Annotated in this window: 9 protein-coding genes; 3 read left to right on the top strand and 6 right to left on the bottom strand. The window is 38.8% G+C overall.

Going from position 1 to position 15,460, the window contains the following annotated elements; translation table 11 throughout:
* Nucleotides 1–186 precede the first annotated feature (186 nt).
* The 3 genes from ACT8YW_RS06240 (at nt 187) to ACT8YW_RS06230 (ending at nt 2,214) form a co-directional block, all read left to right on the top strand.
* Nucleotides 187–429 carry a hypothetical protein gene (locus tag ACT8YW_RS06240; protein WP_444104369.1) on the top strand — a complete coding sequence of 81 codons (243 nt, stop codon included), beginning with the start codon at nt 187–189 and terminating at the stop codon, nt 427–429.
* 10 nt (nt 430–439) lie between these two features.
* Nucleotides 440–817, top strand: a complete 378-nt coding sequence (locus ACT8YW_RS06235; protein ID WP_444104368.1) for a hypothetical protein — start codon at nt 440–442, stop codon at nt 815–817.
* A gap of 557 nt (nt 818–1,374) precedes the next feature.
* Nucleotides 1,375–2,214 carry an MGH1-like glycoside hydrolase domain-containing protein gene (locus tag ACT8YW_RS06230; RefSeq protein ID WP_444104367.1) on the top strand — a complete coding sequence of 280 codons (840 nt, stop codon included), beginning with the start codon at nt 1,375–1,377 and terminating at the stop codon, nt 2,212–2,214.
* A gap of 517 nt (nt 2,215–2,731) precedes the next feature.
* Here the strand turns inward: ACT8YW_RS06230 and ACT8YW_RS06225 are convergent.
* From ACT8YW_RS06225 to ACT8YW_RS06200, 6 genes are all read right to left on the bottom strand, one after another.
* The gene (locus ACT8YW_RS06225) at nt 2,732–3,847 is read right to left on the bottom strand and encodes a glycoside hydrolase family 88/105 protein (RefSeq protein ID WP_444104366.1); all 1,116 of its coding nucleotides are present in this window, start codon (nt 3,845–3,847) and stop codon (nt 2,732–2,734) included.
* A gap of 48 nt (nt 3,848–3,895) precedes the next feature.
* Nucleotides 3,896–5,692, bottom strand: a complete 1,797-nt coding sequence (locus ACT8YW_RS06220; protein WP_004296576.1) for an exo-alpha-sialidase — start codon at nt 5,690–5,692, stop codon at nt 3,896–3,898.
* A 26-nt stretch (nt 5,693–5,718) separates the two neighbouring features.
* Nucleotides 5,719–8,673 (bottom strand): glycosyl hydrolase 115 family protein, encoded by a 2,955-nt coding sequence (locus tag ACT8YW_RS06215; RefSeq protein ID WP_444104365.1) that lies wholly within the window; start codon nt 8,671–8,673, stop codon nt 5,719–5,721.
* A gap of 171 nt (nt 8,674–8,844) precedes the next feature.
* Nucleotides 8,845–10,887: a RagB/SusD family nutrient uptake outer membrane protein gene (locus ACT8YW_RS06210; protein ID WP_444104364.1), complete on the bottom strand. Its 2,043-nt coding sequence runs from the start codon at nt 10,885–10,887 to the stop codon at nt 8,845–8,847.
* A gap of 20 nt (nt 10,888–10,907) precedes the next feature.
* A complete protein-coding gene (locus ACT8YW_RS06205) occupies nt 10,908–14,186 on the bottom strand; it encodes a SusC/RagA family TonB-linked outer membrane protein (RefSeq protein ID WP_444104363.1) in 3,279 nt (1,092 codons plus the stop codon).
* 338 nt (nt 14,187–14,524) lie between these two features.
* Nucleotides 14,525–15,340, bottom strand: a complete 816-nt coding sequence (locus ACT8YW_RS06200; RefSeq protein WP_444104362.1) for an FAD:protein FMN transferase — start codon at nt 15,338–15,340, stop codon at nt 14,525–14,527.
* Between the last annotated feature and the right edge of the window lie 120 nt (nt 15,341–15,460).

The following is a 15,460-nucleotide window of genomic DNA, read 5'->3' as shown; positions in this document are numbered from 1 at the left end:
TTAACAACTAATAAAAAAGATATATACAAGCTATAATGACCTATTATTTGCATTATGAATAATTTATATTTTTTATTGAATAAATTCTTTCTATTTTAGCAACAAGAAGCTTTACATTTGATACAACAAATCATTTTATACTCTAATATGAAAACTAAGCAATCTTTAATGACGTTACTAATGATTATGTTTTGGATAACATCTGTATTGGGACAATCAACGAGCCCTCCATCATGTTTTACTAATAGTCACGACATCACCTCACAGCAAGCTTGGGGGCCTTACTCTAAACGATACACCAAAATCTCGCACATACCTGATATGAAAGCAGGAATGCGTTTCAATTTCTCTGTAATGCCAAGCTATTACCGCAATCGTCAACTGATTCCTCATGTGCTTTTCAAAAGCATCTTATTATCCATGGGATAGCAACTCTTCCATGAATCGCATCACATACCGCTATGAGATGGAGTGGAAAGATCGTGTATTTACCGATGTTACCCATTATATATTAGATGAACATCAGACGTTAGCAAGTATGCATTACGTCAATAATACGACCACTAACCAAAATCTTGTTCTCAATTTGATGGCATATATCGACTATGAAATAGAACAGCCACAATTTAAAACTCCTAAAGATTTAGATATACAATGGCATAATGCAACTGAGTATATATCAAATGAATCTGCGCACAAATTACCACAGTATAATTTAGTATACGATGGATGGAAAAGAAATGAGATGCGAACCGCACAATCACTCAGTGGCTTTGTTATAGGTAAAGGGGTTGGGAAAAATAAAGGAGATAAATAATCTATGAGGTAAATATCCTCCCAAGAAAAGAAAAAGGGGTGATAGGATTCAGATGCAATACGCCTAAAGGAAAAACAAGTACTTTTCAAATAAAGGGAATAACTGAAAATCGTTTGGAATTACAAGGTACCAGAGAGTATAGCATAAGCCTTAGTTCCCTATTCTTGCAAAGAATAGGGAAAATATACGCTAGAATTAAAATCAGAAGGCACTTACAGTACTAATTTAGATGGCTTCTTTATCAGTAGTGAAAAAGATGTAAAACAAATCAAAATAGTCTCCAGAAAGCTTTCTTTTATTCCTGAAATTAAATCGGGAAAACAAAACAAGATTTTATTTTAAAATATCCAGGATATAATAACTATTATGGAATAGCGTGGAATTATCCGAAATCTCAGATTCGAGAAGTTCTAGATAACAACTTAGAATCTTTTTTCCGTAAGAAAACTCATGATCATGTATCGTCAAGACTAATAGAAAATAAAGAATGGCATTACTCCAATGCTCTCCTACGTCCGATTGTCCTCGGGCCTCATTCCCAACAGACTATATATGCCTTGGTCTGCACGGGAAATTCACAACAAGTTAATGAACAGATTCAAAAGTTTCATTCCACACCAGAAGTTTTAAATTCATTAATACAAAAGGACTCAAACACTTCCGAAGATAAAATTGTAGTAGATGGAAAAAAGTATAAGTTTGGACACCGCTTATTGCAATCAGCATTGTTGTCTAACATTGTTTATCCCGTTCGTACCCAAGGACAGTATATTCGGCATTTCACACCCGGCAAAAATTGGAATAGCCTTTATACATGGGATTATTTTTATAATTCAGGAGGCTGGGATGACTACCCACCTCAACATGCTTTACGCGACAAGGCGTCTGTTACTCCAGTAGTAACTTCAGCTTATTATATCCGAGCTGCAAAAATTTTACGTTTAGCAGCAAAAGAATTAGGCCTTAAAAAAGACGTAAAAGAGTATGAGCAAATCATTAAACAACTATCAAATGCATTACAAACTTATTCCTGGGATGAAGAAACAGGCTATTTTGGATATGTAATGCACAATAGCAATGGCAAACCTATAGGCATTTATCGATATAAAGATGGCTCCAACTTTAATAAAGGTTTAGATAGCATAAGTCTGCTGATTGCAAACATTTCCTCTCCAAAACAAACAGACAGAATGATAAACCATATATTCTCCCCTAATGAAATGTGGACAGAAGTAGGAATTTCTACAGTAGACCAATCTGCTCCTTATTATCGAACAGATGGATATTGGAATGGAGCAGTTTGGTTTCCTTACCAATGGATGATATGGAAAGCTTTGTTAGATCTTGGAGAAGGAGAAAAGGCCTGCCAAGTGGCAACAACTGCACTAAATACCTGAGAGAAAGAATGCGAGGAGAGTTATTACACTTTCGAACACTTTATTATATCCTCCCAACGTGGAGCTGGGTGGCATCAATTCTCAGAATTATCATCCCCTATTCTCAACTGGTTTGCTGCATACTATCGAATAGGAAAAGTATCAACAGGATTTGAAGTGTGGATTTCTAATTGTCATTTTAATAGCGATTATACTCAATATCAAGCGGAAATTGCTTTTGATGATTCAACAGCTCCTCACCAAAGAACAATTCTTATATGTATGAATCCAGAAAAAGATTATCAAGTCACTTTCAATGGGAATACTTTAAAAAGCAAAGTATATCATCAAGGATTATTGAGAATAACATTACCCAATACAAATAAATCAGGAAACTTACAATAGTATCAATTTAATAGAATCATATATCCAGACATAAATAAATTTAACCGCCCAAAAAGTTTTATTCATAGTTGCGTAATAGCTAATAAAACTTTTTGGGCAACTACTTAACCCATTTATAAAATTTCCATATTATCTACTTATTATTTAATAAAGCATAAGCGCACCACAAAATAGGAGCCTGACCATGATAATCTCCGGCAATACGGGGACGATCCATGTAGTATTGCTTACTATTCTTCTTTCCGGTACCGATACAAACTTCTGTCAAATCGTTCTTGTCATCAATATAGTTACATAACCCTAGCCAAGCACGACGTGCCACTGGAGCGTATTCGTTTTTATCCAACCAACCATTGCTAACGCCCACAATCATGGCATAAGCAAACATTGCCGAACCAGATGTCTCTGTCCAAAAGTCCGGTTCGGTAATCAGCTGATTCCAAAGACCGTCCTTGTTCACATATTTTTTCAAGTTATCCATCATCAACAAGTAACCTTTCATGATACGTGCACGATTAGGATCCTTTTCCGGTAAGTTATAAAGTAACTCCGTCATACCGACAGCCATCCAACCATCACCACGTCCCCAATAATAAGGCACATCCGGTGCATGATAGAAAAGACCGTTGGGATGTTGCAATTCGTCCAAATACAGAACCATTTCTTTGGCAGCCCTATTTATGTACTTAGGATCACCAGTAGCTTTATAAGCCTCAGATTGCACAATAGTAATCATATACATATCATCAATCCAAAGACGAGTTTGCCAAGAATATCCCTTTTTATCCCATTTACGCTCCTCTTCATTCGCATTGGCAGGAAGTTCCCATTGAGTGTCAGCATAGGGCAGTCCCAGATCTAAATAACGCTTATCTTTCGTTATATTATAAAATCTTAGAGGTAAGCAACCAAACATATTTTGGTCTACGTGAATCGGTGGAGGTAGAAGTTCTTTTTCCAGATGAAACAATAATTCGAAACGGTTTCTTAACAGCTTTATCAATTCTTTATTATTTGTCAATTCTGCAAAACGAAGAGCTCCATACCATGTACACACCTCTGCATAATGTATTCCTCTATCAAAATACAGTTGATGTTTAGTTTCCATTAAACGTCTGCTCAATTTATTTCCAACCGTCTTTGGATCTGCCTTCACAGGAAAATCTCCAAAATAATTTTGAGCAGAAATCACATTTGAGCTCAAAAAAACAGTCATCAATAAGGCATAAATCAAATAATTCCTTTTCATAATCGTAGTGTTCTATATAATTAATTATTCAATATTAAATTCTCCGAATCATAACCCAGTCACCGGTATCCAACGTGCCGTACTTGTAGATGCAACATCACAAATGGCATCTAAAGAATTCCGCTTTGTAATAGAAAAATTGACAAGTACTTGCCCGGAAGTGATAGTCAATTTTGAACGTGGAATAGCAATTTCAGCAATATATCCATAATCATCTATAAGCCTCTCATTTGTTTCATTGCAAACATAAGTTTTGACCTGGGCATCTAATTGAGCTTCTTTCCATGATGCATCATATATTTCACAATTCTTCAGTCCATTCATTGTTACTTGTATGCAGCAAGCCCCTTTTGACAGCTTATTATTACTCACAGGAGATACGTATAAGGAAGCGTAATCAGAGGCTAACAAGTTTCGATCAAGTACTTCTAACAGGAAATAAATATTATCATCATCATACGAACAACGTAACGTTCCTTGTGCTTGTGACTTACTGCCCACAAAGAGTGCATGATCTGTATTTGCCCACTCTTTATTGTTACCATCTATTGTTACCTTTCTTTTCACGGCATCAATACGATGATTAAGTACAAACTGTGCCATCTGAACCGGTCCTTCTTTCGCTTTAATATTAGTTCCAACCAAAGTATGTGAATCAATAATACAAAATGATCCCCAATAACCACCAGAAAAAGGTTGATAAGCGCTACCGAAATTACGAGCAGTAGCATCTCCTATTTTAAGAGTATATTTACTTGACGATTCATACGAAAGGACGGTTTCTCCCGAAGGGAGCTGTCCCAAATATGGTCCCATACCGGAGAAAACACAATTATTACTATCGACAGGTCCTTCCTGGTCGGCAGCCAAATATTCCCATTTGTCTTTATCTGAATAACAAAGCGAAATATGATATCCTGAATTATTGGTTTCCACAGCAGCAGCTAATCCCTTATTATCATTGAGTCTCACAACAGAAGGCATCTGATGATTATAGCCGACAATGCCGTTTTTCTCCCACCTCATTCGCAATACATAATAAGGAGAAGAACTAAAGTCCGGTTTCCATGTCTTTCCTCCATCAGTAGAAACAACCATTGCCGTACCTGTATCTGTGCCATGTCCTTCCAAGCCAGTACGACTGCTATCTGTAAAGTAACAGTGTAATTCACCTGTAGGCAACTCCAACAAGAAAGGTTCCCAATTAACTCCCTGATAGATCTTGATAGGTTCACTCCAAGTAACACCATTATCCGTACTGCGCTTTAATTCAATTCCTGCATCTTCCGGCAAATCCCGATAACCGGAATTAGCTCTGCAAGATGCAACTGCCAATATATCTCCATTAGAGAGCACCAGCCCATCGCAATTAGCATAGCAATGTATATTCTTATTGCCTTTGCTATCGATAATGTCATAACTGTTAAATATTTCTCCTTTATTGCTCCAAGTTTTCAGATCCTTACTAAGCGCATAAACACAACGCCGACCAATATTATTATTAGCACTACCATTGTGATAGAACAAAATATAGTCACCATTCTTCATCTTTTTTATACGAGGATAGCGAGGATACGAAGATTCCATAGTCACAAGCATCCGATAGTTCATCATCAATGAAGAGCGTTTCGTAACATCTGCGTGGGAATTTATAATAGGTGTCCCCTGATTCAATTCCCCAATAGGTGTGATGCTACAAACCACAGGCTCCTGGGATTCGTCCTCCTTTGGTTTCTCCGTATTCCCGTTACCAGCTAGTAAATTCTCATCATTTTCACCACTGCCCCCGCACGCTATAAATGAGATAGCTATGGAGAAAAATAACATAAAAAAAGTGTTTTTCATAGCTCTAGTATATTTTATTCAGCTTGCTATTTTCCCTGTCTCGTCGGTTGCGGACCTAAATATGAGCGCTTCATTCCTCCGAAATCCAAGACAATCTTTTGCAATACAGTTCCGGCATCGCCACATATAATTTTCACTGTGTGTTTACCCGGTTTGTCGATATGCAAAGTGGTTTTGTTGATTCTACAGTTCTTCAACACACTTTCGTACCAGATTTGTGCATACTCAAAAGAAGAAGTAGAAGGATTCATCACAGGACCTTCGTCAATACATACTCCATATTTCGTTTCCACATTCGTTGCTTCATGTCCGGCATACCCACGGTCCTTACTTAATGTAAATGTAGGCAATACGTATGTGTAGACATCAACCGAACCTTGTTCGAATGTATAGAAATCATATTCCAGGCGAGGGGTACTGCGACCTGCTGTCCGCTGCGGGGCGGCTGTCGGGTCACCTAGTTGAATAGCTGTATTTTCTATTCCCAAGTTAGGAATCGTTCTCATTTGAATAGCTTTGTTCTCTACCTTCCGGTGAAAACCGGCAGCGTCAATAGAAACATATCCATTGTGCTCTACAAATAAAGTGTCCATTTCGGCTAATGAAGGAGAAGAAGGGTTGAAGACTGAGATATAAACATTCTCCTTCTCGCCACGATCAGATGCGATTTCCAACGTTCCGAATACTTTCTCACCAGTCGGGACCTTAGCCCAGTCGATTGAGACTTCTATACGATTTTCCGTGGTAGTTTCTCCGGCTTTCTGACTTAACAGAATCCAGTTATCTGAAACCGATGCTTTCCATTTCAGAGGAGTCGCTCCTTTATTGAAAACGTCTACGTAATAGGATTGGCGGAAGTATGTGTTGAAACATGGCAGGGAATGGAAACTCTTCTGCCCTTTCAAAATATCCTCTCCTTCGGCCAATATGCCCAAAGAGGCTGCAGGTGCCAGATTTACCTTCCGCAGAGCCGGGAGTTCAAAGTAGGCTGCGGCAAATCCCTGTTTCATGGTCATTACATGATCCCATTTACCTCCAAGTAATGAGTTATATCCTTTTGTTATTACTTCCAGACTATCATAACAAGCCTTAGTCATTTTTTCCAGTTCTGCGGTAGTTGCCCTCTGTTGAATAGAGTACCAACGGTTTCTCTGTCCGTTGAGAATCATACGGTTCAATAGTTCACAACCTTTGACCGGATAATATAATGATTGATAATAACATGCTTTTTTATCTTCCGGTAAAGCTTTCAATATTTTTTCTGCCACATTTCCTATCCGCTGATATTCTGCCAGACGAGTATCCACTTCACGATAATTAGCAAGCGAGAAATCAGTATCCGTATTTCGCTCTCTTCCGTGTTTATCCGTAGCCCACTGATAACCCCATCCCATAAATTCAGGTTTACGGGCGAAAGCCAATTTATAGAAAGAGTTTATCACATCCTGATATTCGGCCCGATAGTCATCGCCCAACATACCGCACAACCATTCAGTGCGATAATTTGCCGCTCTTTCAAAATTGAATGAATCAATATCGAAAGCCATTGTCAGAAAATAGTCTACAGCAAATTCACAGGACTTGATATCTCCGGCGTTGAGTAGCCAAATACGGTCAGCCGTCATGTCGTATGCCTTACGGAGTTCTTCATACATCAATGTAGGGGAAGTTGTGTTCATCCAAAGATGATCGTGAGGTTTACCAAGATAAGAAGAATGATAATATACTCCCGAACGGCCGGAACGTTTCTGCTCTTTCGGACTACTCAAACGTTTCATATATCCATAATTATCATCCGGCCAGATAATGGTCACATCATCCGGAAGTTCCAACCCCTGATCGTATACATCGAGCACTTCTTTATAAGGAGTAAAGGCTTGAGGAATGTCTTCTGCACGCTTACCGATTGCATCTACCAACATTTGTCTTTGTGCCATCAGTGCTTCCTGAAGCATTTTCTTTCTGTCATCCATGTCATTGCTTGCATTCATCGCCCGGTCGTGTAATCCACGCAAAGCCAGGGTATATACATTTTCGAACGGAGCACATTCATCTACGCGTGATTTCAACACCTTGTTGACACCCTCTTTATTATTGATATAATCCCATTCACCCATTTTATCACGTTTCCATTCGCTTGCTGTATTAAACAGTAATGGTTCGCAATGAGAAGACCCCATGACAATAGCAAAGCTATCCGCTACCAGCCGATTTTCAGGAATACGGTGGAATGCCATGGATGCGTCATGCATAGCCGGACAAAGGTAATTAGCCTGAAGACGAAGCAACAGTTCACACACTTTTGCATACGTTCTCGGTCCGAAGTTTCCACGTTCTTTTTCAAAATTGCGTTTCGACCAACGATAAAGTCCCCAGTCTTCATCATTAATAAAGATACCTCTGAATTTGACAGACGGTGTTTTAGAAATGAACTTATCGACTTTTACACTAACTTGTTTTTGCTGTTTGATTGGAGCGTCCGCCCACCAATACCAGGGAGATACTCCTATTGCTTTTGAAATAGAGAGGAGTCCGTAAGCCGTGCCACGCCTGTCACTTCCGGCTACAACAATTGCTTTCTTTATGCCCGGCACAGGATTGTTGACCACTTCTATCATATAGCGTTCCCAACCTCCGGCAATAGCTGCCGTATCTATTTTGTTTCTAGATGCCAAAGCGTCAATCCACCCGCTTTCTCCTATAGTACCGGCAATAATCGCATACCGCGCAGATACTCTTCCGGGCTTGCTTTCATCCATCTTCAACTCTTGCCCCGTCACACGGTGAACATCATCTACAAAAAGAGAAGCACTTTTACGTACTACAGTTGCATCTTTTCCATCAAAACAAACGACTGCATTCGTTAATGAAGAAACAATAGGGAAACTATTCTTTCCGGTTCCTTTGTCGAGTAAAACTTGTGCTTTTGCCGAAATCAGGCTACAACAAAATAAGCCCAGCAATAAAATCTTATTTTTCATATACACATTAGATTGACTATTGATAACGCAAAGTAAGGCAAAAAGCAATAAAACGAATAAAAGAAACCGACCTATAAATAGCAGAATATGTTCAAAAAACAACCACCGCAACTCGAAATTCGAAGTTACGGTGGCTATTTATCATCTATTATCAAAAGCTTTCCTCATCTATCAGAATCTGTCTTCATCGGCCACAGCCTCTTCCCAAGTTTCCCATATCTGCACACTCGGATCATAACCATCATAACCGTAGTTCTGATACAAAGGAGCCTTTCCGTTAGAAACAATTGCTTTTTCAGGAATAGGCCAATAAATGTTATGTTTACCCATGATATAGTTGATATCTGTTTTAGTAGCGTTTACGTTAATAGTAACGCCTTTGTTGTACATACCTTTCTTTATGCAACGTTGATACCAATAGCTACCACCTTCAGAATCGGTGCCAGACTGCTTGTCGAATGTTTCCACTCTATATGTATTTCCAAACTCGTCCGCTCTGCCGCTGATAGCCAAACAGAGAGATACACGGGTTAACTCTACATTACGCCATTCTTCAAAGAAAAGTTCACGCGCACGTTCATCCATGATATCACCAATAGTAACCTTACCAGTATAAAGTTCAGTACAATGAGCACGTTCTCTGATAATGTTTATATCATCCTTGATTGTTGGATCATCCGGATTGATATAGAATTTTACTTCTGCACGCAACAGGTAAGCTTCCGCCAAACGATATAAATACCAATCAGCAATACTGCCATCCGTAGCTCCTTCTAGGCCATTATTGGTTTCTTTAGCTTGATTGATGACATCATTCAGGCAGAAAATGTAATGAGGGACGTCATACCAACGACGAATAGTGTCAGAACACATCAAATCTCCCTTGCGGGTAACAAGTTCATTTTTCTCATTATAATAATCCTCTTCTGCGTAAAGCTTGATATTTTGCCCAAAGAATTCAGAATCTGGATTATTACATTTCAGTTTTTCCATATGCATCCAGTTTCCCGTTTCTGCACTATGCCGCAAATCGGTTTGATCCATTTTATCATTAACAGCCCACAAATTGTCTTGATAGAAAGTAGTAGTACGGAATGTAGATATGCCACGTCCCAGTCCACGCATATAATCATATTCTTTACGATATTTACCATCTTTGCGAGTATAGTTGAATAGAGCTTGCTTTCCATCAGGCATTTTGATTCTATTATCAAAGAAGAAAGGATACATAATACGCATTGTCAACATCGGGATGAATGATTCTTTCTCTGCTCCCCGGTTGGGCATACCCATAATCACTTCTTTGTTAGCGGCAATCAACTTGTTCTCCGGACGATGCAAATCCCAGATCACATTGCGGGTAATAGGCCATGATGCAGATTCGCCACCTTCAAAGAAGGTTCCGAAAGGTTCTTCCATCAAAGAGTAGCCTGATTTATCAATTAAGATATCCAACTGTTCCTTTGCCTTCCCGAATTCACCAATAGACATATAGAGTTTAGAAAGCAACATACGGCAAGCACCTTTATTTACCATGCCAACATAATCCATATCTTTCTGTTCAGGAACCCATTGTACTGCAAATTCCATATCTTCTACCATTTTTTTCAGAATAGCGTCACGGTGAGTAGATCGATAGTTCTGCTTAGGAACTTCCGGAAGTTTTGTCAACAAAGGTACATGTCCAAATTGAAAAACTAATGAATAATAGCGATAAGCCCGATGGAAATAGGCACGGCCGATATATTCGTTTTTCAATGTTTCATCCATTGGTACATTACCAATAAATGAAAGTATTGTATTAGCATTTCTAATACCTTCAAAATTTTGTCTCCAGAAGAAATATATACTGTTTGTGCGTCCCAGATTTTTTTCGTCACTTTGGTCACTGTTCGGCCTCAACAGATTGTCAACATTATCCAACAATCCGCTTTTATCAGTCGCAGACGGTACCATCAAATCAGAAAAAGTATATTCTGTAGCCAGTGCTATCATCTCTCTAGAATCTTCACTCACATAATTACGTTTAAGCTGACGGTCACAAATAGCTAATACGGATTTGATACCATTTTCTGTAGAAAATACAGTTTCCGGTTCAAACATCGTTTGAGGATCCGGATCTAAAAAACTTTCCGAACATCCGGTCAACATTAATGAAGCGCCCACAAATAAAGCGACACTTTTACAAATATATTTTTGAATGTAATTTTTCATATACGTTTCTGTTTAAAAGATTAGAATGTTAAATTAAGTCCAAGCGTCCAAATACGAGATGCAAAATTGCCGGTTTCTGGGTCGCCATATCCTTCCCAATCTTTAGCCCATACAGCAGCGTTACGAACAGAGCCATACACTTTCACACGATCGATTTGTATTTTTTCCGTCCAAGTCCTAGGCAATGTATAGCCGACAGATATATTTTCTAAACGAATGAAAGAACGATTATATAATCTACGTGCGCCTTTTGCACCTTCCGGACCTTGCGCCTCAATACGTGCATATTTATTAGTAGGATTGTCTACAGTCCAATATTCCTTCGCATTCTTGTTCACCAATCTGTAAGTCATGCCGCCGCCGTCATCATCATTGTTCAAATACATACTTTCCAAACTCTTATGCCCCATACGAGAGTAAATATTCACAGAGAGAGTCAAATCTTTCCACAAAGTGAAATCATTACGCAATGCCCATGTAACCGGAGCGGCAGTTTGTCCTTGGAACACTTTATCATCATTATTATAAATAACCTTTACTAAATTACCATCAGCATCGTATTGGTCGTTAGCCGGATTGTTCCATACTTTCGGGTCACCAGGAACCTGCCCGTATTTTTTAGCTTCTTCAACCTCATCTTTCTGCCAGATTCCCGTTACTTTATAATCCCAAATCGCACTAATAGGCTTGTCGATAAACCATCCGGCTGCCACATAATCTGCTTCTCTGGAACCTACCACAGTACCATTGGCATCTACTATATCTTGACGATCACCAAACAAATGCCTGATTCTGTTTTTATTATATGAGAGACTGAATGATGAACTCCATTGGAAATTCTTCTTATCAATATTCAACGTATTCAATGCCACCTCAAAACCACTATTGTCCACCTGTCCTAAATTGGTAGTGATATTCTCAAATCCGGTGAAATTAGACAGAGGTTGTCTCATAATCATATCTTTGGTACTCATTCGATAATATTCCAATGTACCTGTAATACGATCGTTCAAAAATCCAAAATCCAATGCAAAGTTCCACGATTGTGTCTTTTCCCATTGCAGATTCGGGTTCTTCATACGTTGGGCCATCAAATAACGCATTAAATATAAGTCACCTGAAGAAGTGATATAACCTTGCATCTTACCCCCCCCCGGATAAAGATTGGCAAGTGCTTCGTAAGGATTTTCCAATGAACGGTTACCATTTTTACCGTATGAAACACGCAGTTTACCACTATTCATGATATGAGCATATTTTTGGAAGAAATCCTCATTGGTGAATGACCATGCTATACCTCCCGAAGGAAACCATGCATAAGGATTATTTGCTCCAAAAGCCGAATAACCGTCACGTCTGATGGTACCGGTAACCATATAACGATCATCGTAAGAATAGAATGCACGCGCCATCAATGCATCAGCCGTTTGATGATTATCATCTGTCCTGAATGAACTGACAGCCTTATCTCCATTCTGGGTGTTATGGAACCCAAGCGCGTCAGACGGCAGAATATTACGGGCTTCAATCCGGTCCGACCAATATTGACGTTCTTCCGCTTCTTGCACAAGTGTCAGAATAACATGGTGCTTGTTGGCAAAAGTTTGATCCCAGGTAATCGTATTGTTCAGAGACCAGTTAAAACGTTTGGCCTGTTCCCGGTTTGTTCCACGGTCGTTAGGATTGGAATTAGGTCTTTCTGCAGACGTAAAATAGCGGTCGTAAAAAAATTGGAAACGGGGTGCAATATTAAACTGATAAGTGATGTTGAAAGGCAGTTTTACCTTAGCATTGAAGATCGTATTCAATGTAGTATACCCTTTTTCCAATTGAATGTATTGCTTCTCAAAATACCAGTTTGTTTCATTAGCACGGTCATATTGATACATCAAAGGGTCTTGTGTATAGTTTCCGTTTTCGTCTTTCAACATAGCGTATGGACTGTTTTCCATAAAACCGCCTTTATTCATGCCGATTTCACCATCCGAACGATCTTGAAAGTTTACATTTGCACCCACTTCAAACCAATCAGTAACTTTTGCATTTAGTTTCAAGTTTGCACGGATAGCTCGATAAGTATCATCGACAAACGCGCCTTCATTGCGCAGATAACCTAAAGACATGTAATAATCCACCTTATCGCCAGCACCGCTAATGCTTACATTATAGTCTTGGTTGAAACCTAATCGAAACGCTTCATCTTGCCAATCAACGGTCTTTCCCGACAAAAGATTGTCAAGTAAAGCCGTATCATATCTAAATCCTAAACGCCTTGCCCATATACTAAGATCAGATTCTCCTTCCCGATTGGTCGAATAATTACGCCACTGTTCCAAAGACACTCCCGACAAATTATTAGGATTCCGAAAATACTCCGGCTTTGAAGTATATTCATTACCAGGTCTTGAATAAGCTGCATATTCTCCTGTTTCAGCATTCACACCATAAGTATTTTTTTCTTTCCAGTCTACATAATGTTGCAGATATTCGTCCGTAGTTTGCCATCTATCACGATAAGCAGCCTTTTGAGTTAAACCTACACTAGCTGTGAAATTGACCACAGGCTTGCCTTTTTTACCTTTTTTCGTTGTGATGATGATTACACCGTTAGCAGCCTGTGCTCCATAAACGGCAGCTGCCGACGCATCTTTCAAAACATCTATCTGTCCAATATCATCCGGATTAATTTCCGAAAGTTCTCCTTGGAAAAACATACCGTCGAGGATAATCAACGGATTGTTATGACCACCATCTGTATAAACGGAACGCTGTCCACGGATTTTCATCTCACCGCCACCTTTTGCACCAGCATCGCCTTCACCATAACCTATCACTAATCCCGGTGTTCCGCGTAAAATGTCTTGAACAGTTTTAGGATTTTCATTGGCAATCTTATCAGGGCGAACTTGGACGACCGAACCAGTCAAGTCTTTTTTACGCATCGTACCATAACCCACTACAACGACTTCATCCAGCGTCTCTGAATCATCTTTCATTGTGACGTTAATCTGTTTTTTACCTGCTACCGGAATTTCTTGATTTTTATAACCAATATAACTGAAATTCAACACAGCATTTGAAGCCTTTACCACAATGCTGTAGAATCCGTTTAGATCGGTTACGGTTCCATTAGTAGTCCCTTTTTCCATCACATTTACTCCAATCAACGGTTCACCCGATTGATCTTTCACATATCCCGTAATTTTAGAACTTTGAGCCTGTACTGTACCAAGACAAAAAGTCACCAATAGTAAGAACAATCCTACCCGAGATGTGAAACCTTCTTTTTTGTTTTTCATACTAAATAAATTTGAGTTAATATTATAAGATAATATTCAAACTTACATTGAACTTATCTACTTCTATCTGTATCATATTTTATATCCATATTAATATTATATAATATAATTTTACGGCAAAGATAAAAATGCAAGCTTATCTCAAATAGTATTTTTGTCTCAAAAAACAAAAAAATCAGGTCATATTTAATTGGGGGATATTTGTTCGTATTTAATAATTAATTATACTCGCCTACAGACTATCTATATCCTGGCAGTTAGTCGGATAAGTATCATTAGATATAGATGGCCAATATAGTATGGTGGGTATATATGACCAGCACGGTGAGTATATATATTCAGCATGGTGGATATATATATACACGACAGTGCGCATATATACCCATCAAGGCTTTAGTTTGTTCACTGTCAGCAGCAAACAAAGCGGTAGACAATATTTCTCCTATTGCCCCATTAGTTGTAACTACAGATATCTGTCGAGCACCTTCCACCAATTTTCCATTTCGAGGAGAAACAATATGCCGACGTTCAGGAGAGTCATTACCAGAGGTTGTAAGGCATTCATTATGAAGAAGTATATTATTGACTTTCCATCCCGATCCTACCGGATGATTACCTAAAGCAAGGACGGAACTGTTTCCCATATTTATCAATGCACTCTCTATCACGTACTCATTCAATATGCTTTTAACTGTTTCCAAAGCATACCCTTTAAGAAAACCGGATAAGTTGACAACAATTCCCGGCTGTGAAAAATAGATACTATGATCTTCGGCTGATAAATGCACCGAATGTATTGTGTTCTGATTATAATTTTCTGAATGGACCGTGACATCGAAACACCCCAAAGTCTTTCCCTTATACTCCAGACATAAATCAATCATTGAATAAAGTTCTTCGCTAAGAACGACCGGAGAAACGGAAGCTGTCCGGTTGACAAAAGACAATTCACTGACCGGGTCATAAAAGTTCGCTATCTTTTCCAACCGGCACAATGCATCATAAATACGATTGACCACAAGCAACAATTCTTCTTCCGTTTTCTGGCTATACAGGATAATATCCATCCGTGTATGCATGGAAAGAAACCAGGCATAAAGCAGTCCATTACCTTCATGGGACGGTTTATACAAATGTTGAACAGAGACTTGCATCGTATAGTAAGACAAATTAGGAACGGATTACACAGATTACGCGGTTTTTATTTCATTAGAGTAACCGTGAAACCCGTGTAATCCGTGCCTGAATAAAAATCATAAAGGAGTTTTGACGTA

The sequence above is a fragment of the Bacteroides sp. genome (assembly GCF_052357945.1).
Taxonomy (GTDB): Bacteria; Bacteroidota; Bacteroidia; order Bacteroidales; family Bacteroidaceae; genus Bacteroides.
The sequence above is the reverse complement of the archived record's forward strand: the minus strand, read 5'-3'. Positions and strand labels throughout refer to the sequence as shown.

Bases quoted from the DNA above. Each gene is read 5' to 3' on its own strand.
- ACT8YW_RS06240 (WP_444104369.1), top strand. From the start codon at position 187: ATGTTTTGGATAACATCTGTATTGGGACAATCAACGAGCCCTCCATCA.
- ACT8YW_RS06235 (WP_444104368.1), top strand. From the start codon at position 440: ATGAATCGCATCACATACCGCTATGAGATGGAGTGGAAAGATCGTGTA.
- ACT8YW_RS06225 (WP_444104366.1), bottom strand. From the start codon at position 3,847: ATGAAAAGGAATTATTTGATTTATGCCTTATTGATGACTGTTTTTTTG.
- ACT8YW_RS06220 (WP_004296576.1), bottom strand. From the start codon at position 5,692: ATGAAAAACACTTTTTTTATGTTATTTTTCTCCATAGCTATCTCATTT.
- ACT8YW_RS06215 (WP_444104365.1), bottom strand. From the start codon at position 8,673: ATGAAAAATAAGATTTTATTGCTGGGCTTATTTTGTTGTAGCCTGATT.
- ACT8YW_RS06210 (WP_444104364.1), bottom strand. From the start codon at position 10,887: ATGAAAAATTACATTCAAAAATATATTTGTAAAAGTGTCGCTTTATTT.
- ACT8YW_RS06205 (WP_444104363.1), bottom strand. From the start codon at position 14,186: ATGAAAAACAAAAAAGAAGGTTTCACATCTCGGGTAGGATTGTTCTTA.
- ACT8YW_RS06200 (WP_444104362.1), bottom strand. From the start codon at position 15,340: ATGCAAGTCTCTGTTCAACATTTGTATAAACCGTCCCATGAAGGTAAT.